Origin of the sequence: Antarctobacter sp. (assembly GCF_965277915.1) — a bacterium.
Classification (GTDB): Bacteria; Pseudomonadota; Alphaproteobacteria; order Rhodobacterales; family Rhodobacteraceae; genus Antarctobacter.
This window is the reverse complement of the sequence record NZ_OZ255849.1, coordinates 4,882,026-4,901,574: the sequence shown is the minus strand read 5'-3', so window position 1 is coordinate 4,901,574 and position 19,549 is coordinate 4,882,026. Positions and strand designations below refer to the sequence as shown.

At 63.1% G+C, this 19,549-nt stretch carries 22 protein-coding genes; 8 read left to right on the top strand and 14 right to left on the bottom strand.

All coding sequences use genetic code 11. The features are described 5' to 3' along the window. Window positions 1–391 precede the first annotated feature (391 nt). Window positions 392–1,150, top strand: coding sequence for an electron transfer flavoprotein subunit beta/FixA family protein (locus ACQY5B_RS24805; protein WP_305971667.1), 759 nt, complete (start codon window positions 392–394; stop codon window positions 1,148–1,150). Next, window positions 1,150–2,076, top strand: a complete 927-nt coding sequence (locus ACQY5B_RS24800) for an electron transfer flavoprotein subunit alpha/FixB family protein (protein ID WP_420326889.1) — start codon at window positions 1,150–1,152, stop codon at window positions 2,074–2,076. Before ACQY5B_RS24805 ends, ACQY5B_RS24800 begins: the two co-directional genes overlap by 1 nt. A 71-nt stretch (window positions 2,077–2,147) precedes the next feature. Here ACQY5B_RS24800 and ACQY5B_RS24795 read toward each other — a convergent pair whose 3' ends face one another. Continuing rightward, window positions 2,148–2,978, bottom strand: a complete 831-nt coding sequence (locus ACQY5B_RS24795) for a DUF6473 family protein (protein ID WP_420326890.1) — start codon at window positions 2,976–2,978, stop codon at window positions 2,148–2,150. A gap of 144 nt (window positions 2,979–3,122) precedes the next feature. Here ACQY5B_RS24795 and ACQY5B_RS24790 point away from each other — a divergent pair, with 144 nt between their 5' ends. Then, window positions 3,123–3,998: a 3-hydroxybutyryl-CoA dehydrogenase gene (locus tag ACQY5B_RS24790; protein WP_420326891.1), complete on the top strand. Its 876-nt coding sequence runs from the start codon at window positions 3,123–3,125 to the stop codon at window positions 3,996–3,998. Between the two features lie 79 nt (window positions 3,999–4,077). Here ACQY5B_RS24790 and ACQY5B_RS24785 read toward each other — a convergent pair whose 3' ends face one another. Genes ACQY5B_RS24785 through ACQY5B_RS24755 form a run of 7 tightly spaced genes read right to left on the bottom strand, consistent with a single transcriptional unit; the run spans window position 4,078 to window position 9,492 of the window. Beyond that, window positions 4,078–4,956, bottom strand: coding sequence for a lysophospholipid acyltransferase family protein (locus ACQY5B_RS24785; RefSeq protein WP_420326892.1), 879 nt, complete (start codon window positions 4,954–4,956; stop codon window positions 4,078–4,080). A gap of 46 nt (window positions 4,957–5,002) precedes the next feature. After that, complete coding sequence (locus tag ACQY5B_RS24780) at window positions 5,003–5,281, bottom strand: HPr family phosphocarrier protein (protein ID WP_305971672.1); 279 nt, start codon at window positions 5,279–5,281, stop codon at window positions 5,003–5,005. Window positions 5,282–5,315: 34 nt separating this feature from the next. Next, complete coding sequence (locus ACQY5B_RS24775; RefSeq protein WP_420326893.1) at window positions 5,316–5,714, bottom strand: PTS sugar transporter subunit IIA; 399 nt, start codon at window positions 5,712–5,714, stop codon at window positions 5,316–5,318. After that, the gene (rapZ, locus tag ACQY5B_RS24770) at window positions 5,711–6,640 is read right to left on the bottom strand and encodes an RNase adapter RapZ (protein WP_420326894.1); all 930 of its coding nucleotides are present in this window, start codon (window positions 6,638–6,640) and stop codon (window positions 5,711–5,713) included. The genes ACQY5B_RS24775 and rapZ overlap by 4 nt, the downstream gene beginning before the upstream one ends. 2 nt (window positions 6,641–6,642) lie before the next feature. Continuing rightward, window positions 6,643–7,059, bottom strand: a complete 417-nt coding sequence (locus tag ACQY5B_RS24765; protein ID WP_420326895.1) for an HPr kinase/phosphorylase — start codon at window positions 7,057–7,059, stop codon at window positions 6,643–6,645. 9 nt (window positions 7,060–7,068) lie between these two features. Next, window positions 7,069–8,787 carry a sensor N-terminal transmembrane domain-containing protein gene (locus ACQY5B_RS24760; protein ID WP_420326896.1) on the bottom strand — a complete coding sequence of 573 codons (1,719 nt, stop codon included), beginning with the start codon at window positions 8,785–8,787 and terminating at the stop codon, window positions 7,069–7,071. A gap of 3 nt (window positions 8,788–8,790) precedes the next feature. Beyond that, complete coding sequence (locus ACQY5B_RS24755; RefSeq protein WP_305971677.1) at window positions 8,791–9,492, bottom strand: response regulator transcription factor; 702 nt, start codon at window positions 9,490–9,492, stop codon at window positions 8,791–8,793. A 341-nt stretch (window positions 9,493–9,833) separates the two neighbouring features. Here ACQY5B_RS24755 and ACQY5B_RS24750 point away from each other — a divergent pair, with 341 nt between their 5' ends. After that, complete coding sequence (locus tag ACQY5B_RS24750; protein ID WP_420326897.1) at window positions 9,834–11,432, top strand: phosphoenolpyruvate carboxykinase; 1,599 nt, start codon at window positions 9,834–9,836, stop codon at window positions 11,430–11,432. Window positions 11,433–11,544: 112 nt separating this feature from the next. Here the strand turns inward: ACQY5B_RS24750 and ACQY5B_RS24745 are convergent, their stop codons facing one another. Next, window positions 11,545–12,042, bottom strand: a complete 498-nt coding sequence (locus ACQY5B_RS24745; protein ID WP_420326898.1) for a lactoylglutathione lyase family protein — start codon at window positions 12,040–12,042, stop codon at window positions 11,545–11,547. A 102-nt stretch (window positions 12,043–12,144) separates the two neighbouring features. Between ACQY5B_RS24745 and ACQY5B_RS24740 the strand changes: the two genes are divergently transcribed. Next, a complete protein-coding gene (locus tag ACQY5B_RS24740) occupies window positions 12,145–13,035 on the top strand; it encodes a LysR family transcriptional regulator (protein WP_420328566.1) in 891 nt (296 codons plus the stop codon). Between the two features lie 148 nt (window positions 13,036–13,183). After that, window positions 13,184–13,729, top strand: coding sequence for a DUF3859 domain-containing protein (locus ACQY5B_RS24735; protein WP_420326899.1), 546 nt, complete (start codon window positions 13,184–13,186; stop codon window positions 13,727–13,729). A gap of 46 nt (window positions 13,730–13,775) precedes the next feature. Here the strand turns inward: ACQY5B_RS24735 and ACQY5B_RS24730 are convergent, their stop codons facing one another. The 5 genes from ACQY5B_RS24730 to pobA form a co-directional block, all read right to left on the bottom strand. Beyond that, window positions 13,776–14,606, bottom strand: coding sequence for a 3-oxoadipate:acetyl-CoA acetyltransferase (locus ACQY5B_RS24730; RefSeq protein ID WP_420326900.1), 831 nt, complete (start codon window positions 14,604–14,606; stop codon window positions 13,776–13,778). 110 nt (window positions 14,607–14,716) lie between these two features. Next, a complete protein-coding gene (pcaG, locus tag ACQY5B_RS24725; protein ID WP_420326901.1) occupies window positions 14,717–15,337 on the bottom strand; it encodes a protocatechuate 3,4-dioxygenase subunit alpha in 621 nt (206 codons plus the stop codon). Window positions 15,338–15,398: 61 nt separating this feature from the next. Then, window positions 15,399–16,127, bottom strand: coding sequence for a protocatechuate 3,4-dioxygenase subunit beta (gene pcaH / locus ACQY5B_RS24720; protein WP_420326902.1), 729 nt, complete (start codon window positions 16,125–16,127; stop codon window positions 15,399–15,401). Between the two features lie 12 nt (window positions 16,128–16,139). Next, window positions 16,140–16,553 (bottom strand): 4-carboxymuconolactone decarboxylase, encoded by a 414-nt coding sequence (pcaC, locus tag ACQY5B_RS24715; protein ID WP_420326903.1) that lies wholly within the window; start codon window positions 16,551–16,553, stop codon window positions 16,140–16,142. A 49-nt stretch (window positions 16,554–16,602) separates the two neighbouring features. Continuing rightward, window positions 16,603–17,772, bottom strand: a complete 1,170-nt coding sequence (gene pobA, locus ACQY5B_RS24710; protein WP_420326904.1) for a 4-hydroxybenzoate 3-monooxygenase — start codon at window positions 17,770–17,772, stop codon at window positions 16,603–16,605. Between the two features lie 93 nt (window positions 17,773–17,865). On the opposite strand from pobA, the gene pcaQ reads away from it, so the two are divergent. Both pcaQ and ACQY5B_RS24700 read left to right on the top strand, forming a co-directional pair. Then, on the top strand, window positions 17,866–18,789 hold the full coding sequence (gene pcaQ, locus ACQY5B_RS24705) for a pca operon transcription factor PcaQ (protein WP_420326905.1): 924 nt from the start codon (window positions 17,866–17,868) through the stop codon (window positions 18,787–18,789). Between the two features lie 181 nt (window positions 18,790–18,970). Then, complete coding sequence (locus ACQY5B_RS24700; protein ID WP_305971688.1) at window positions 18,971–19,471, top strand: type III secretion system chaperone family protein; 501 nt, start codon at window positions 18,971–18,973, stop codon at window positions 19,469–19,471. The last annotated feature ends 78 nt before the right edge of the window (window positions 19,472–19,549 follow it).

Below are 19,549 nucleotides of genomic sequence, written 5' to 3'. Positions count from 1 at the left end.
ACGGAGCACAAAAGGGGCTTTCAACACTCGAATACCGGTCTAGCCACCTGAGGGAACGGCAAGCCATATCCGGTCGGCCTCGACCCCAGGGAACGACGCTTCGCCTCGAGTGTTTCGAACACAAGACCTGACATTGAACCACCCGCGGGCGCGAATCCGTGCCGCGTAACGATGCAAATTTGGCCAAAGGTGTCGTAGCGGCACCTTGGCGTGCGCCCGGATTGCAATGGATTCGATTGTATACCGGAAAACGTCCCGTCATTGCGACGCGTATGGGCGCTAACGCGACGATTTTTCGCTGTTTCCCCAAGGCACGGCAGGCTACACAACCCGACGAGGAAGTCTCGCGGGTCCGCCCGCGGCAATGGTAGACCTGAGGAGAGACACGCAGATGAAGGTCCTTGTGCCCGTCAAGCGCGTGATCGACTACAACGTGAAAGTCCGCGTGAAGGCGGATGGCAGCGGTGTCGATCTGGCGAACGTGAAGATGTCGATGAACCCCTTCGACGAGATCGCCGTGGAAGAGGCGATCCGCCTGAAGGAAGCCGGCAAGGTCGACGAGGTCGTCGCCGTCTCGATCGGTGTCAAGCAGAGCCAGGAAACCCTGCGCACCGCGCTGGCCATGGGCGCCGACCGCGCCATCCTGGTCGTGGCCGCCGATGACGTGCACACCGACATCGAGCCGCTGGCCGTTGCCAAGATCCTGGCCGCCATCGTCAAGGAAGAAGAGCCGGGGCTCGTGCTCTGCGGCAAGCAGGCCATCGACAACGACCTGGGCGCCACCGGCCAGATGCTGTCCGCCCTGCTGGGCTGGTCGCAGGCCATGTATGCCAACAAGGTCGACGTCGAGGGCGACCACGCGGTTGTCACCCGAGAGGTCGACGGCGGCCTGCAGACCGTCAAGGTCAAGATGCCGACCATCATCTCGACCGACCTGCGCCTGAACGAGCCGCGTTATGCCTCGCTGCCCAACATCATGAAGGCGAAGAAAAAGCCGCTGGATGAGAAGACCGCCGAGGACTACGGCGTCGACGTCAGCCCGCGCCTCGAAATCGTCTCGACCGGTGAACCGGCGGCACGTGCCGCAGGCGAGATCGTTCCGGACGTCGATACGCTTGTCGCCAAGCTGAAAGAAAAGGGGATCGTGTGATGGCCGTTCTGCTGATTGCCGAGATCAACGACGGCGCGCTGGCGATGGACGCCACCGCCAAGACCGTCTCCGCCGCCAAGGCCCTGGGCGACGTGACCATCCTGGCCGCCGGCGCCTCTGCCAAGGCCGCCGCCGACGAAGCCGCCACCATCGAGGGCGTTTCCAAGGTGCTGGTCGCCGAGGATGACCTCTATGGTCACCGCCTGGCAGAGCCGGTTGCCGCGCTGATCGCCTCGCTGGCCGGCGACTACAGCCACGTCGTGGCGCCCGCCACCACCGACGCAAAGAACATCCTGCCCCGCGTCGCCGCGCTGTTGGACGTGATGGTGCTGACCGACGTGACCGAGGTCGTGGACGCCGACACTTTTGTCCGCCCGATCTACGCCGGCAACGCGATGCAGACGGTCAAGTCCAAGGACGCGACCAAGGTCATCACCTTCCGCACCTCGACCTTCGACGCGGCCGCCACCGGCGGTTCGGCGGCTGTCGAAGAGATCGCAGCGGGCGACAACCCCGGCCTCAGCGAATGGGTCGAGGACAAGGTGGCCGAAAGCGACCGCCCCGAGCTGACCTCGGCCGGTGTCGTGGTCTCCGGCGGCCGCGGTGTCGGGTCCCAGGAGGATTTCGCCATCATCGAGAAGCTGGCGGACAAGCTGAACGCCGCTGTCGGTGCCTCGCGCGCCGCGGTCGACTCGGGCTTTGCGCCGAACGACTGGCAGGTGGGCCAGACCGGCAAGGTCGTGGCGCCGGACCTCTACGTCGCGGTCGGCATCTCGGGTGCGATTCAGCACCTTGCCGGCATGAAGGACTCGAAGGTCATCGTCGCCATCAACAAGGACGAAGAGGCCCCGATCTTCCAGGTGGCGGACTACGGTCTTGTCGCCGACCTCTTCGAGGCCGTCCCGGCCCTGACCGAAAAGCTGTAAGCAGGCGTTGGGTGCAAGGCACCCCCCGCAACATACATCAAGGCCCGCCGGACAGGCGGGCCTTGTTCATGTCAACGCCGAACCATTGCGCCCAGCACCGGGGTCAGCGCCTCACCGACTTCGTGGTGGGCAAGCGGGCCCATCAGTTCGGCCGCGGCGCAGGCCTCGAAGTCGCCGAAGACCATGCCGCGCGTACCTTCGGTGAGGGCCGCGCCCGACGCCACGACCTCGACAACCTCGTTGACCCGGGGGCGCAGCGTCTCGATCATTTCGCGGTTCACGAACAGTGGATCGCCATCCAGCCGCCCGGGCAGTTCACAGGGCACGGGATGGTCCGCGAACCACAGCAGCACCGTATCCCCGTGCAGATGCGCAAGCAGTTGCTTCATGCGTGACGTCCAGGCCTTCCGCAGTTCTTCCTGAACCTCGGCAAACCGGTCGCTGGAGACATCGGCAAGCCGCCCCAGCATGTGACGGACAAAATGAAACTCCGTAAAATCGATCTCGGGATAGAGCACCTGAAGCTTTTCCGAGGCACGCAGGAAACGATCATTGCGGCGCGGATGCACGGTATAGAATCGGTTCGACAGGTTCTGCGCCCCCATCACCTGCACCACCTTGACGGCGGCCCCGGCCGCAAGGTCCAGCACGCCGGGATCGTTCAGGTACAGGTCCACGCCGGCGTTGATCACGCCGAAATTCGCGCAGGCCAGCCTGATCCGCTGTTCCAGCAGCGCCGGAAAGGGCTGCTCGATGAAGCGACCGTATGTTTCCGTTCCGCCGAGGAACGCAAAGTAAAGTCCGTCGAGTTGCCGTCGCGGACCGCGGAACAGCACGCGTGACGTGCCGTAGCGGCACGGATAGTATTCCAGGGTCGCATGGCCCCCGCCATGTACAGACATTTTCCCACCTCATTTTTCACCCAAAGGCGAGAATCGGGCAAAGCCCTTGCCATTTTGCTAATGTGACAATGCGAGACGAATCCGACACTCTTGCAGCCCCGCCAAAGCCGGTTCATGGTGGCCGCGGCAAAAGGGGATCGGGACATGGAAATCAAGTCTATCGGGGTCGTTGGCGCGGGGCAGATGGGGAACGGAATTGCCCATGTCATGGCGCTGGCAGGCTACGAGGTACGTCTCAACGACATCAGCCAGGAGGCGCTGGACAAGGCCGTTGCCACCATCGGCAAGAACCTTGACCGTCAGGTCACCCGCGAGAAGATCTCGGCCGAGGAACGCGACCGGACGATGGCGCGCATCCGCACAACGCTTCACCTGCCCGAAATCGCCCAGACCGACCTGGTGATCGAGGCCGCGACCGAGCGCGAAGAGGTCAAGGACAAGATCTTTGCCGCCCTGCTGCCACACCTGAAGCCCGAGACGATCCTGACCTCGAACACTTCGTCCATCTCGATCACGCGACTGGCCAGCCGGACCGACCGCCCCGAGAAGTTCCTGGGGTTCCATTTCATGAACCCGGTGCCGGTGATGAAGCTGGTCGAGCTGATCCGGGGCATCGCCACCGACCACGAAACCTATGAGAGCTGCCTCGCGGTGGTCGAGAAACTCGACAAGACCGCTGCCAGCGCCGAGGATTTTCCCGCCTTCATCGTCAACCGCATCCTGATCCCGATGATCAACGAGGCCTGCTATACGCTGTACGAAGGCGTGGGCAACGTGCGCTCGATCGACATGGCGATGAAGCTGGGCGCCAACCACCCGATGGGTCCGCTGGAACTGGCCGACTTCATCGGGTTGGACACCTGCCTTGCGATCATGAACGTGCTGCACGACGGGCTCGCCGATACCAAGTACCGCCCCTGCCCGCTGCTGACCAAATACGTCGAAGCCGGCTGGCTGGGCCGCAAGACCGGTCGCGGTTTTTACGATTATCGCGGGGATGAACCGGTTCCGACGCGCTGATCCCGACCGCCCTGTGCCCCGGGATGCGTGCAGATGCACCTGAACGGGCACGGGCCCACCGCGGCGCCAGACTGTAACCTCAGCTTTCGCGCAGGGCCAGAGTCTGCTCGCGCAGCCAGGCGACGAACTCGCGCTGGCCGCCCGCAAAGGCCTTGACCTGTTCGGGGGTGATCGGCTCACCGACGACCGGCTTTTGCGGCCGCTTGCAGGCGTGCACGACCTCGTGGATCAAGAGACCCTGGCGGATCGTGGCGGACAGCTTGTTGGCGATCTGGTAGGCACGGCTGTTCTGGCCCGGAAAGAAGATCGGCACTACGGTTGCGCCCGATCTCTGGATCATCTTGGCGGTAAAGGGGTTCCAGCCCGCCTCTTGCGCCGTGCCGAACCAGGTTTCGGACGACGCCACGACGCCGGAAGGAAACAGGACGATCACGCCCCCGGACTTGAGGTGATCCATTGCCCTTGCCCGCATTTCCAGGCTCTGCTCGCGCGCGTCTTCCTCATGCGGGAAGGGCACCGGGATCATGAAGGGTTCCACCTCCTTGACGCCGGTCAGAAGCGAGCGTGTCAGGATCTTGTAGTCTGTGCGTACACGGCCAATGAGTTCCGCCAGCACCATCCCGTCGACCAGCCCGTGCGGGTGGTTGGCCACGATGATCACCGGGCCATCCTTGGGGATGCGGGCAATCTGTTCGGCCGGCGTCATCAGGTCGATGCCCATGATGCCCAGGGCCTGGCTCCAGAAGGCCTGCCCCTCGACCGGGCCCATGCGTTCGAACCGCCGCACCATGCGCAGCAGGGGGATCTTGCCGGTCAGCCATTCCAGCGTCCGGATCGTGTTTGCCTTCCACGGGTTTCTGAACGTGTTGGCGTAACTGACCTGACGCTTGTCATAGGGTGCAGGATTCCTGGACACGCTCCGCCCCCTCAGGGATGTCGATTGGGTGCTTTCGACCATGCGCCTGCTACAGTCCCGTTTTGCACGTCAGCGCCGGGCACCGGCGCTAACAGTCTTCCCCGAAACGGTCGGCCACCAAGGCCTCGACCGCATCGGCCAGCGCCTCGGCATCCGGCCCCGAGGTTTGGACTTCAATAGTGCTTCCTTTCGCGGCTGCCAACATCAAAAGCCCCATAATACTGTCTCCGCTGGCGGACATCCCGTCGCGGCTGACCTCGGCCATTGCGTCAAAGCCTTCGACCACCTCGACCAGTTTGGCAGAGGCGCGGGCATGCAGCCCCTTCTCGTTGATGATCTTCAGCGCGCGTTGAACGGAGTTGGTCATGGGAACCCGGCTTTCTCGTGGCAGATCAAGGCATTCAAGTTGGATCCGCCGGAATGTTCTGACTGTCAATGTACTTCCGCCCGGCCTCCAGGGCCTGGCGTACCGCTTCTGGAACGGTCAGGTTACGGCTTTTGGTCAGCTTGATCAGCATCGGCAGATTCGCGCCGTACAGAATACGGCGGTTTTCGGGGCGGCAGGCGTTCAGCGACAGGTTGGAAGGAGAGCCGCCGAACATGTCGGTGACGATCACCACCCCGCCGCCACTGTCGACCGCATCGGCCGCGGCGCAGATCTCGTCCTGCTTGTCGGCGCGGTTGGCATCCGCCTCGATGGAAATCGCCTGCATCGCCGGCTGCGTGCCAACCACATGCTCGACCGCCGCGAGATACTCGCGGGCCAGTCCGCCATGCGCGACGATCACGATACCGATCACCCGGACACCTTTCCAACCAAGCCAACGCCGCGTTCGGAAACGGGCGTGCCGCCGCGACGTTCCAGTTCGCGGTGCCTAATTGACACCCGCCAGCCTTCCTGCGCAAGAGCGGCCGCGACGTTTTCCGTGACGGCAACCGACCGGTGCAGGCCACCGGTACAGCCAAAGCCGATGGCGAAATGGGCCTTACCCTCGGCCACCACCGCCGGCAGCATCAACAGGACCAGGCCGGTCAACCGGTCCAGGAAATCCTCGTAGCGGGGATCTCCTGCCACGAAGGACGCCACCTGCGGGTCCAGCCCGGTAAAGGCGCGCAAGTCAGGTTCCCAATGGGGGTTGCGCAGGAACCGGCAATCGAACACGACATCCAGTCCCTGTGGCAGCCCGCGCTTGTAGGAAAAGCTCTGCACCGAGACGGCCGTGCCCTGGCCCGTCACCTCGCCAAACCAGCCTTCCAATTCGGCCCGCAGGTCGTGTACCGAAAGTTCTGATGTGTCGATCAGGATATCGGCGCGCGACCGCACGTCGGTCAGCAGGGCCTTTTCGCGCACCACCCCGTCCACCGGCATCTCGTCCGGGGCCATCGGGTGACGGCGTCGGGTTTCGGAATAACGCCGCACCAGCACCTCGTCGGTGCAATCGACATACAACAGGTCGACGGGGGCGCGCATCTGGTCCGTCAGGATCTCGTAGAGCTGCAACAAGCCCTCGGCACTGAAATCGCGGTTGCGCACGTCGATGCCCAGCGCAAGTGGCCGGGCCGGGGGCGTGTCGTGATCGACCAACCGCGGCACCAGGCTGAGCGGGATGTTGTCGATGCTCTCGAAACCCAGGTCCTCGAGCACGTTGATCGCGCTCGACCGCCCGGCGCCCGAGGGGCCGGTGACAAAGACGATGCGCGCGCTGCCAGTTTCCTTGTGGTCCATCTCTACTCTCGCCGTCCCGACTTGAGATAGTGAACGAGTCCTGCGGGGAAATATTCAGACGCGGAATTGTGAAGCAATGGCACATCCACCCCCAGCAGCCGGGTGGACCTGTTAGGCGGCAAGCGATGCCTTTCGGCCACATCCATGTCCAGAATGGCGGCCAGTGGAATGTCGGTGACATGGGCTGCGTGCAATAGGCCGAGGGCGCGCGCCTCGATCATGCCTGCCAGCGCGGCGGGGACCGTCAGGATCAGCTGCGTGTCTTTCCGCGTGACGATCGTGCGATCATCGGCGATCAGCTGCGCACCGCGCGCCATCATTTCCAGCGCCATGCCCGATTTGCCGCTGCCCGAGGCGCCGCGGATCAACAGCCCGCGGCCACCCAAGGCAACCGAGGTGGCATGCAGGACCTTCCGCATGGGATGAAATCAGACCGGCAGGCCGACGACGAAGCGTGCGCCCAGCGGCTCCGAGGTTACATCGGCCTCGGTCGGGCGGATGTTCTCGGCCCAGATGACGCCGCCATGCGCCTCGATGATCTGCTTGGATATGGCAAGACCGAGGCCCGAGTTGTTGCCGAAATCCTGTTGCGGGCGCGATGTGTAGAAGCGCTTGAAGATCTTTTGCAGCGATTCCTCGGGGATGCCCGGGCCGGTGTCCTCGACCACCACCAATACGCGATTGTCGCGACGCCGCGCCCAGACACGGATCGCGTCGCCATCCTCGCAAAAGGAGATCGCGTTTGTGATCAGATTGACGAAGACCTGTGCCAGGCGTGGCTCCAACCCCGTGATCGTGACCGGCTTTTTCGGCAGGTCGGTGATGAACTCGATGCCCTTCTTGCGCGCGTCCTCGCCCAGGAACTCGGTCAGATTTCCCAGCATCTCCAGCAGGTTGAATTCCTGCTCTTCTTCCTTGACCAGCTCGCTGTCCAGCCGCGAGGCGTTGGAAATGTCGCTGACCAGCCGGTCCAGCCGGCGCACGTCATGTTCGATCACGTCCAGCAGCTTGGCCCGGTGATCCTCTTTCTTGACCATGCGCAGGCTGCCCACGGCAGAGCGCAACGAGGCCAGCGGGTTCTTGATCTCATGCGCCACGTCGGCGGCAAATTGTTCGTTCTGGTCGATCCGGTCGTAAAGCGCACCAACCATGCCCCGCAGCGCGCCCGACAGGCGTCCGATCTCGTCCGGGCGGGCGGTCAGGTCGGGGATGCGGATACGGCCCGGGGTACGCGCCTTGCGATTGCGGTCGCGCCCGATCTCTGCCGCGTCGGCGAGGTCGGAAATCGGATTGGAAATGGTCGAGGCCAGCACCAGGCTGAGACCGATCGAGACCAGCGTGGCGATCACGAACATCTGCAGCACGCGCTCCCGCTCGGCGCTGACGGCGGCGTCGATCTCGGTCGCAGGCGACACCAGCGCAATCGTCCCGACCAGCGCGTCGCCCTGCCGGATCGGGGTCAGCGCAAAGAAGACGGTGGCGCCGTCGGGACCACCAGCTTCGACACGGGTCAAGGATGGATCGCCGGATTCGATGGCCCGGCGTAGCCGATCCTCCAAGTCAAGATCGGGCTCGGTCTCGAAATAGCTGAACAGGCCCGCTACGCCGTCCCAGATGGTGTTCAGGAAATCGGAGATCAGCGTCGGCTTGTCCCCTTCGACCGGGGGGATGATCGGCGGCACACGCCCCCGTGTCTCGCCGACAAGGAAACTGGCGCTGTCAAAGACCAAGAGCCGCGCGCCGTCTCGCAGGTCGATGCCCTCGACCGTGCGGGCCACGTCAATGCCGTCGCCCGAGCCAAGGCTGACGGGCGCGCCGCGCGGCAATTGTGCCTCGAACACGTCTGCAACCAGTTCGACCTCGGCCTGAAGCGCGTTGACGCGCTGCACCGCCAGCGTGTCACGGGAGGAATTCAACCAGAGGATTCCCGCGACCAGCACGTTGAGCGCGATCAGGTTGAAGGTGATGATCTTGCGCGTCAGTGGCGAACGGTTGAGCGTGAACAGCCCGCGCCGCGCGCGGCTGTCGCGCAGTTCCTTTTCGACCGTGCTGTCGGGTGCGACCCAGTCGTCGCCCAACACGACATCCGCATCACGCCGTCCGCCTTGGCGGTCTTTCTGCACCGGGAGATGTTCGGCCAGGGCCATCCCTTACTCTTCGTTGTAGCGGTATCCGATACCGTAAAGCGTTTCGATGGCCGAAAAATCGGAGTCGACCGTGCGCATCTTCTTGCGCAGGCGCTTGATGTGGCTGTCGATCGTGCGGTCGTCGACATAGACCTGATCGTCATAGGCGACGTCCATCAGCTGATCCCGCGACTTCACGAAACCGGGGCGCTGCGCGAGGGCCTGCAACAGAAGGAATTCCGTCACGGTCAGCGATACGTCCTGTCCTTTCCAGCTGACGGCGTGGCGCAGCGGGTCCATCGTCAGGCTGCCGCGGGTCATCAGCTTGGTCTCTTCGGTGTCGCCCACGACATCGCCGGCCACCGCCTCCTGGCGGCGCAGCAGTGCGCGGATGCGCTCGACCAACAGGCGCTGGCTGAAAGGCTTTTTCACATAGTCGTCGGCGCCCATGCGCAGGCCCAGAACCTCGTCGATCTCGTCGTCCTTGGAGGTCAGGAAGATCACGGGCATCTTGGATTTCTGGCGTACCCGTTGCAGCAGGTCCATGCCGTCCATGCGCGGCATCTTGATGTCGAACACGGCCATGTCTGGCATCTTCTTGTTGAAGGCATCTAGCGCCGCCTGGCCGTCGTTGTAGGTTTCGACCTCGAACCCTTCTGCCTCAAGAGTCATCGACACAGACATCAGGATATTCCTGTCGTCGTCCACAAGGGCGATCTTAGACATTTTGCTGACCTTATACTGCTCTGGTTGCCTGTTTTTTTCCGCACTATCGGCGATTTTCCGCTTTACAGCAACGATTAACTGCGAATCGGGCATGCCGCCTGACTCCATCGGACGCGAATTTGGCAAAGGAATGGCTAAAATGCCTCACCGGCTTGCGTCGCATTTAAGTCAGATCCGCAGTCGCCCGCGGTGGTATCGCTAAACCCGCGATTGGTAGCGCAAACTGCGCTTTTGCGTCCTGTTCATGTCGAAAAGCGGCATGTTAAGACATCCTGCATCGGCGCAGTATGTCGTCGCATGCAACTATACTTTGATCAGCGCGATCCACAGGAGCAAGGCAAATGACATTTGGACGGGTGAACCCTCAGTTCCGGCTTGAAGACCAGGGCATCGAAGGGCTCGGAAATGTCTATTACAACCTCATGGAGCCAGCGCTGATCGAAGCGGCGCTCAAACGGGGGGAAGGCACACTTGGCAAGGGCGGCTCCTTCCTCGTGACTACCGGCAAGTACACGGGCCGTTCGCCCAAGGACAAGTTCGTCGTCCGCACCCCATCGGTCGAGGAGAGCATCTGGTGGGAGAACAACCAGCCGATGGCGGCCGAGGCCTTTGACCGGCTGCACGCCGACATGCTGGAACACATGAAGGGCGGCGACTACTATGTGCAGGACCTGGTCGGCGGCGCCGATCCCGCCAATGCCATCGACGTGCGCGTCATCTCGGAACTGGCCTGGCACAACCTCTTCATCCGCCACATGCTGCGCCGCCCCGACCGCGAGGATCTGGACAGCTTCACCGCGGACTTCACCATCATCAACTGCCCGACCTTCAAGGCCGACCCGGAAAGGCATGGCTGCATCACGGAAACGGTGATCGCGCTGAACTTCGACAAGAAGCTGATCCTGATCGGCAACACAGAATACGCCGGCGAGAACAAGAAATCGGTCTTCACGCTGCTGAACTACATCCTGCCCGGCAAGGGCATCATGGCGATGCATTGTTCGGCCAACCACGCGCCCGGCAACCCGGTTGACACAGCCGTCTTCTTTGGCCTGTCGGGCACCGGCAAGACCACACTTTCGGCCGACCCAGAGCGCGTCCTGATCGGCGACGACGAACACGGCTGGTCGGACCGCGGCACCTTCAACTTCGAAGGCGGCTGCTATGCCAAGACCATCAACCTCTCCCCCGAGGCAGAGCCGGAAATCTACGCCACCACAGAGATGTTCGGCACCGTGATCGAGAACATGGTCTACGACGAGGAGACCTTCGAGCTCGACTTCGAGGATGACAGCCTGACCGCAAACATGCGTTGCGCCTACCCGCTGCACTATATCTCGAACGCGTCGAAGACGGCACTGGGCGGCCACCCCAAGAACATCATCATGCTGACCTGCGACGCTTTCGGTGTCCTGCCGCCGATCGCACGGCTGACCCCGGCGCAGGCGATGTATCACTTCCTCTCGGGCTTCACCTCCAAGGTTGCCGGGACCGAACGCGGCGTGACCGAACCGGAACCGACCTTCTCGACCTGCTTCGGCGCGCCCTTCATGCCGCGCCGCCCCGAAGCCTACGGCAACCTGCTGCGCGACAAGATCGCCAAGCACGGCGCGACCTGCTGGCTGGTGAACACCGGCTGGACCGGCGGCGCCTATGGCACCGGCTCGCGCATGCCGATCAAGGCCACCCGCGCGCTGCTGCACGCCGCCCTGGAAGGCAAGCTGAACAACGCCACCTTCCGCAAGGACCCGAACTTCGGCTTCGAAGTCCCGGTCTCGGTCGAGGGCGTGCCGGAACTGCTTCTGGACCCGCGCAAGACCTGGGATGACAAGGAAGCCTATGACGCGCAGGCGGAAAAGCTGGTGCAGATGTTCGCGGACAATTTCGAACAGTATGTCCCCTACATCGACGACGACGTAAAAGCCGTCGCCATCGGCTGATCCAGTCAGGCCGGACAAGAAAGCCCCCCGGTTCCGCCGGGGGGCTTTTTCATTGGAACATCCGCAAACCGTTGCGCAAGGCCCCCGAGTCACAAGAGGCCGCGCCGTCGCGCTACTCGTAGGCGCCGGCGGAATAGGTCAGCTCGTAGCTGTGGCTATAAAGTTCGAAGACGATGCCAAACGGGTCTTCGACATATACCATCCGATAGGGTTTGGATCCCGGAAAGTATTCGCGCACCGGCATCCGCTGGCGCCCGCCGGCCTCGACGATGCGTTGCGCAAGGCCCTCGACGTCCGGATCCTGTACCGCGAAATGAAAGGTGCCGTGGCGCTTGTGTTCGAGCTTGTCCTCGGGTGCGTAATTGCCGGGGAATTCGAATATCTCGATTCCGATGCCATCGGCGGTCGACAGGTGCGCAATCCTGAGCGAGCCCCATCCGGGGCCGAACACGTCCGTGCACATGATGCCAATAGCACTGTCGTCCTCGACGGCCTCGGAGGGCCCCATCACGACGTAGAAGCCAAGCACTTCGGAGTAGAAGCGCACGGCGGCATCGAGGTCAGGTACGGACAGTCCGATATGGGAAAACGTGCGGGGAGTGGGGGTCATTTCTTGTCTCCTTCAGCGATCTGTTGACGCTGATATGGACCCCGGGAGCGCTTTCTGGAAATTATCATTTTGCATGAATACAAGAACGTGGTGTTATCGATCATGCTCAACGCGACCTGGCTCGAGACTTTTACCACGCTGTGCGAAACCGGGCACTTCACCCGGGCGGCCGAGCGCCTGAACATGACCCAGCCGGGCGTCAGCCAGCACCTCAGAAAACTCGAGCGGCAGATGAATCAACCGCTCATCAGCCGGCAGGGAAAGAGCTTTACTCTCACGCCGGCGGGCGAGGCGGTTTTTGCGCTCGGCCTTTCACGTCGCGCCGAGGAGAAACGCCTGCGCGATGCGATTGCGACCGACGATCGGGACACAGGCCCGATTCACGTCGCCTGCTCGGGCAGTTTCGCGATGCTGCTGTACCCGATCCTGTTGCCTTGGATGCGCGCCGCGCCGGGTCTTAGCGTCCACCTCGAGGCGGCGCCGCAGGCGGGCATCCTTGCGGGACTGCTCGAGGGGCGCATTGACCTTGGCATCCTGGGAGCAGACCCCGACCACGCGCGGATGGAGGCGCAACACCTCGGACGCGAAGAGCTGTGTCTGGTCCTGCCTGCGGATGCTGCGGGCAAGCCAGTGACATTTGCCGATCTGGAGGCCCGTGGGTTCATCGCGCATCCTGACGGCTTCGGATATGCCGATGACCTGCTGAAGCCGAATTTCCCTGACGACTACCCCGGCGCAGACCGGTTGAGCGTGCGCGGTTCGATCAACCAGATTGGCCAGATCCCCGCACCCGTAGCCAGGGGAATCGGCTACACGCTTCTGCCCCGAAGCGGCGTTGAGGCCTTCGCTGGCAAGGCAAGCCTGTCTGTTGCGCAGCTTCCGAAACGCCGTTGGCATGAACTCTGGCTGGTCTCCCGGCGCGGTCGCACCCTGTCTGCGCGGGCCCGCCATGCACGGAGCCTGATCGAGGACGCCGCCGCAACGCTCCGATGAGCGCGTTTTCGCCCGCAGCGCTGAAGGACGCGCGCGAAACCCCGACACAATTCCCTTTCAAGGGGGCAAACCGGGTAGGCAAATCCTGCCCCTGTGCCTACCCTGAGCCCGTGCTAGACTGTGGTTTCAGTTCCCGGGAGATGACGACATGCACGCCAAACCGCTTGCCCCCCTGATTGCCGCCGCTCTGATCGGGGCGCCTGCCCTGGCCGATGTCGGGGCCTTCGTCGAACCACCCCTGACGCTCGAAGCCTTCGGCGTCATTTGCGAGGTCGAATTGCAGGGGACGCGGCCGGCGCCGGACACGCTTTCCGGCCTTCTGAACCTTGTCGACCAGGATCGTCCCATCGATGTCGAGACGGTGCAGGTGCCCGCCGAGATGGGCCTCAGCTTTGGTATCCGCTCCAGCCTGACCGCCGGTGCCTCTGTCCCGGAGGTGACGATCGTCGTCACCCATCCGCCGATGGGTCCGAAGGGGCGCACCGTCGAACGTTGGGTGACACCGATGAATTTCGGGGATGTCTCGCTGAACCTCTTTACCTTCGAACGGGAATACGAACTGGTCGAAGGGCCGTGGATGTTCCAGGTGGAACGGGACGGCAAGGTGCTGCTGCAACAACCCTTCGAAGTGACCGCCCCGGGCACGATACCTGCGGTTCAACAGGCCTGTTTCGCTGCCGAAGCCATCTCTTGACCCCGGAAAGGGGCGCGCGGGGTTTGCACGCCGCGCCCCCGGATGCTCAGGCCGCCCGCAACCCAAGGATCTCGCGCGCCTGCTGCCAGCTGGCCACCGGGCGCTCGTATTTCTCGCACAGGTCCACGGCCCGCTTGACCAGCGCCGCGTTTGACGGCGCGAGGGTTTCCTTGTCCCAGCGCACGTTGTCCTCCAGCCCGGTACGCGTGTGCCCACCTGCCGCGATGGACCATTCGTTGACCTCGACCTGGTGCCGCCCGATCCCGGCCGCACACCATTCCGCTTGCGGGGCCAGCCGCTTGACCGTTTCGATGTAGTAATCGAACACGTTCCGGTCGCAGGGCATCGCGTTCTTCACCCCCATGACGAACTGAACGTACAGCTTGCCGGGTATGCGCCCGTCGCGGTTCATCTCGGCCGCCTTGAAAATATGGCTGAGGTCAAATGCCTCGATCTCGGGCTTGATCTCGTAGGTGCGCATCTCGGCGGCCAGCCAGTCCACCAGATCCGGCGGGTTCTCGTAGACGCGGGTCGGAAAGTTGTTCGATCCGACCGACAGAGAGGCCATGTCGGGCCGCAGCGGCAACATCCCGCCGCGTGTCTTGCCAGCGCCGGATCGACCGCCGGTCGACAACTGGATGATCATGCCGGGGCAGTGCTTTTTCAGCCCCTCGACCAGCCGCGCAAAGCGGTCCGGGTCCGAAGTCGGTGACTCGTCCTCCATTCGTACATGGGCGTGGCAGATGCTGGCCCCCGCCTCGAAGGCGGCTTGCGTGCTTTCGACCTGTTCCTCGATCGAGATCGGCACCGCCGGATTGTCCTTCTTGCGCGGGACAGAGCCGGTGATGGCCACACAGATGATACAGGGTTTGGTCATGACGGGCGCTCCCCTCGCTGGCGTCGTGTCGGGTGACGGCAGGATAGTGGCTGTTTTGGACAGGAAAAAGCCGGGGCGGTGACGAAACCGACCCGGCCCCGGGTATCATTTCATACGTCGAAGAAGACGGTTTCGTCCTGGCCTTGCAGCTGGATGTCGAAGCGATAAACGGCCTTGCCGTCCTTCTCGGTACGCTTCGCCAGCAGCGTGGCGCGGCGGCGTTCCCATTCGATGATGTTCATCACCGGGTCCACGGCGTTGGCCTCTGCTTCGTCCTCGAAATAGATCCGGGTGTTGAGGCCAAGGTTGATGCCGCGCGCCACCACCCACAGGTTGATGTGCGGCGCCTGAGTGCTGCCGTTGCGGCCAGGGGTCGTGCCCGGCTTCACCGTGTCAAAACCCCACTCTCCGGTGTCGAAATCGGTGATGACCCTACCCCAGCCGCGAAAGCCCTCCTCGACCTCTCCACCGCCCTCGGGATGGGCATAGATGCCCTTGGAATTGGCCTGCCAGGCCTCCAGCAGCACGTCCTTGATCGGCGAGCCGGTGCCGTCGATCACAAGGCCTTCAACCCGGATGCGCTCTCCCTCGGCATTCGGCCCGGCGATGTCCCTGCCCAGTTCGCGTTCGTAGATGTCAAAGCCGGCAGCCCCCGGCGCCAGCCCGATGTGGACGTAGGGACCGGCGGTCTGCGAAGGTGTTTCCTTGAGGTAATTCAGCTTCTGGACCATTGTCATTCTCCTTGCGCATCTTCCGGGCGGAAAACCGGTTCCCACTTTTCCTGAAGATGCATCAATTCCCCTCCAGACGGTTTTCGAACAACGTCGAGCGGCGCCCGCGCAGGACGATGTCGAACTTGTAGGCGATGGTATCCAGCGGAATGGTCGAATTCATGTCCAGCGCCGCCACCAGGCTGTCGATCGCTTCCTGGTTGGGGATGCTCCTGACGATGGGACAGAGCGGGATCAGCGGGTCGCCCTCGAAGTAGATCTGCGAAATCAACCGCTGCACAAAGCCCGAGCCGAAGACCGAGACGTGGATATGCGCCGGGCGCCAGCTGTTGACGTAGTTGCGCCAGGGATAGGCGCCGGGTTTCACGGTACGGAAAAAGTAATAGCCGTTCTCGTCCGTCAGGGTCCGTCCGCAGCCCCCGAAATTCGAGTCGATGGGCGCAAGATAGGTGTCCTTCTTGTGGCGATAGCGCCCGCCCGCGTTGGCCTGCCAGATCTCCACCAGCGTGTTGGGCACGGGCCGGGCGTTCTCGTCCAGCACCCGGCCATGCAGGATGATCCGTTCGCCAATCGCGCTTTCGCCGGCCTTGGCATAGTTGTGGATCAGGTCGCGGTCCATCGGGTCGATATCGTTGTGACCGAATACCGGACCGGTGATCTCACCGACCGAGTTCTGCAGGCTGATGAGCGAATATTGCGGCGACCGAGCGACGCTGGTCTTGTAGTCCTTGACGTAGGCGGGCGGGTGCCAGTCCCGGTCCCGCTGGTAGAATTCACCTTGATCGGGCATGTCGGTCTCTCCTCACTTGTCCCCGGACTGCGCGTTTGCCTGCCCTGTGTCAGGGCCCTCCATCTCGGCATATGTCTGTTTGGCCAGTTTCAGCGCGTGGTTGGCGCGCGGCACGCCGGCATAGATCGCGACATGCTGAAAGGCCTCCAGCACATCCGCCTTGCTGGCCCCCGTGCGGGCGGTGGCGCGGATGTGCATGGGGATCTCGTCGAAATTGCCCAGCGCCGCCAGCAGCGCCAGCGTCAGCATGGAACGCTCGCGGTCACTGATCCCGTCCGAGGCCCAGACCGTGCCCCATGCGCCTTCGGTGATGAGGGTCTGGAACGCCTCGTCAAAGGGTGTCTTGGCCGCCTCGGCGCGGTCGACATGGGCATCCCCAAGCACATGGCGACGCACCTTCATGCCGGTGTCGTATCGGTTGGTCATGCGGTTCCCCCTTCGGGCCTGTTCCGGGTTCGCGTCGAAACCCGGGCCATCAATAGGGCAGCCCGATGTAGTTCTGCGCCAGCACCGACTGCGCCTCGCGATTGGAGCGCAGGAACTCGATATCGGCAAGCTGGATCTTCAGATCGAATTCGTTCTGGTCGGGGAACCTGTGCAGCAGAGTGGTCATCCACCAGCTGAACCGCTCCGCCTTCCAGATCCGCGCCAGCGCCTTTTCCGAGTATGTGTCGATGCCCTCGCTGTCGCCGGTCTGATAGTATTGCACCAGCCCGTTGTAGAGGTAGTTGATGTCGCTGGCCGCGGTGTTCAGCCCCTTGGCACCGGTCGGCGGCACGATATGGGCGGCATCCCCACACAGGAACAACCGCCCCCAGCGCATCGGTTCGGTCACGAAGGACCTCAGCGGGGCGATGCTCTTTTCGATCGACGGGCCAGTGACGAGGCGTTCTGCAGCCTCTGTCGGAATGCGCCGCTTGAGCTCTTCCCAGAAGGCCGCGTCTGTCCAGTCCTCGGGACTGTCCGACAGCGAACACTGGATGTAGTAGCGGCTGAGGTTGGCATTGCGCTGCGAACAGAGCGCAAAACCGCGTTCGGAACTGGCATAGATCAGTTCGTCGTGCACCGGCGGCGTTTCGGACAGGATGCCCAGCCAGCCGAAGGGGTAGAGCTTTTCGTACTCCTTGCGGATGCTCAAGGGCATGGTCTGACGGCTGACCCCGTGGAACCCGTCGCAGCCGGCCACGAAATCGCAGTCGATGCGGGCCTCGGTGCCGTCGACCTCGTAGGTGACGTAGGGCGCATCACTGTCGGCGTCGTTGATCTGCACGTTCTCGACGTTGAAAATGATCTTGCCATCCGCCTTTTCGCGCGCCTCGTACAGATCGCGCGTCACCTCGGTCTGGCCGTAGACAACCACATGGCTGCCGGTCAGCTCGGTGAAATCGATGCGGAACTCCTCGTCGCCGTAGGAGATCACCGTGCCGTCGTGGACGATGCACTCTTGGTCCATCCGTTCGCCGACACCTGCCTCGCGCATCAGGTCGACCATCCCGGTTTCAAGGATGCCCGCGCGAATGCGCCCCAGGACATAGTCCTTGGTCTTGCGTTCAAGAACGACGCTGTAGATGCCCTTCTTGTGCAGCAATTGGCTGAGCAACAGTCCCGACGGGCCGCCGCCAATGATGCAGACTTGAGTACGCATGATGTCCTCCCATTTGCGGCAAGACTAGAATGAACCCAAGGGCTATGTAAAATGACGCTTTCGGGCGAATACTTGTCAAAAAAGGAAAGTCACTTGCTGGACCGTCGGATCAAACTGCGCCACCTCGAAACGGTCACCGCCATAGCCCGCCAAGGCAGCCTCAAGGGCGCCTGTGCAGAACTGAACCTGACCCAGCCCGCCCTGTCGAAAACCCTGAAGGAACTCGAAGAAATCCTCGGCGCCCCGCTGATGACGCGCGACCGCGGTGGCGTGCGATTGACCCCCGAGGGCGAGGTGTTCCTGGAATTCGCGGGGCAGAGCCTTGCCGCGCTGCACCGCGGGGTCACCGGCGTGGCCGAACTGCGCGAAGGCGGGGCGGAGGTTCTGCGCGTGGGCGCCCTGCCCTCGGTCGCGGTGCGCCTGATGCCGCGCGTCGTGGCCCGGTTCCGAGAGTTGTCGCCCGGCACGCGGCTGGTGCTGCGCGACGGGGCACACGGGGCGCTGACGCGCGACCTGCAATCCGGCGCGCTCGATCTGGTGATCGGGCGCATGGGGGCGCCGGACAGCATGGCGGGGGTCAGTTTCACGCAGCTTTATCACGAGGGCGTCGTCTGTGTCGTGCGCAGCCAGCACCCCCTGCTGACCCGTCCCGCGCTGGCGCCCCAGGACCTGGTGGACTGGCCCGTGCTCTACCCGCCCGAAGGCGCCGCAATTCGCCCACTGGTGGACCGCTGGTGCCTGGCGCAGGGGCTGGGCCCCTTCCGTGACAGGATCGACTGTGTCTCCGGCGCCTTCGGGCGGCGGTTCCTTCGGCAGTCCGACATGCTCTGGTTCATTTCCGAGGGGGTCGTGGCGCCGGAGATCGACGATGGCGCCCTGGCCGCGCTGCCCCTGGACCTGGGGTTGACCGCCGGCCCCGTTGGCCTGATGACGCGCCCCGACAGCGCCGCTTCTCGCTCGCGCCAACTGTTCGAACGCGCACTCAGACACGAAGCAGAGTCTTTACCCACAAGTTGACGCCGAATCGAACTCGTCCACAACTTAATGCGATGTTCACCAAAATATCGCTTTACACACCCCTCTTTAGGCAGGCACCATATCTGGTAAGGGCGCGGGGATAGCCCGCAGACCCTTGAGCAGGCAGCAAGCGCTGGGGGTGTATCACCAAGTACGGCGCTATAATCAAAGGGGTGTCCTTATGGCCCTGTCCGAGCAGTATCTCAACGACGAATTGCATCCGATCGACCTTGTCGAGCATATCGCCGAGTTCAACGATTGGGATTTCGACCGCATCGCGGACGACCAGATCGCGATGGCGGTAGAAGGTCAGTGGCGCACCTACTCGATCACCCTCGCGTGGTCTGCCTTCGACGAAACCCTTCGGATGATCTGCACCTTCGAGATGGAGCCGCCGGAGTCCCGCTTGCCGGAGCTCTACGAAGGGCTGAACCTGATCAACGATCAGTGCTGGGCCGGCGCCTTCAGCTACTGGCCCGAGAACAAGCTGATGGTCTACAAGTACGGGCTGGTCCTCGCCGGTGGCAATGTCGCCAGCGCCGAGCAAATCGACACGATGATCGGCGCCGCCGTCATGAGCTCGGAGCGCTATTACCCGGCCTTCCAGCTGATGGTCTGGACCGACAAGAGCGCAAAAGAATCCATGCAGGTCGCCATTGCCGAGGCCTACGGGCGGGCCTGAGGACCGGATATTCTCTGGCTCTCGCAAAATGACAAAACACAGGGGCGGCGCAATTGCGGCGCCCTTTTCCGTTTCGCC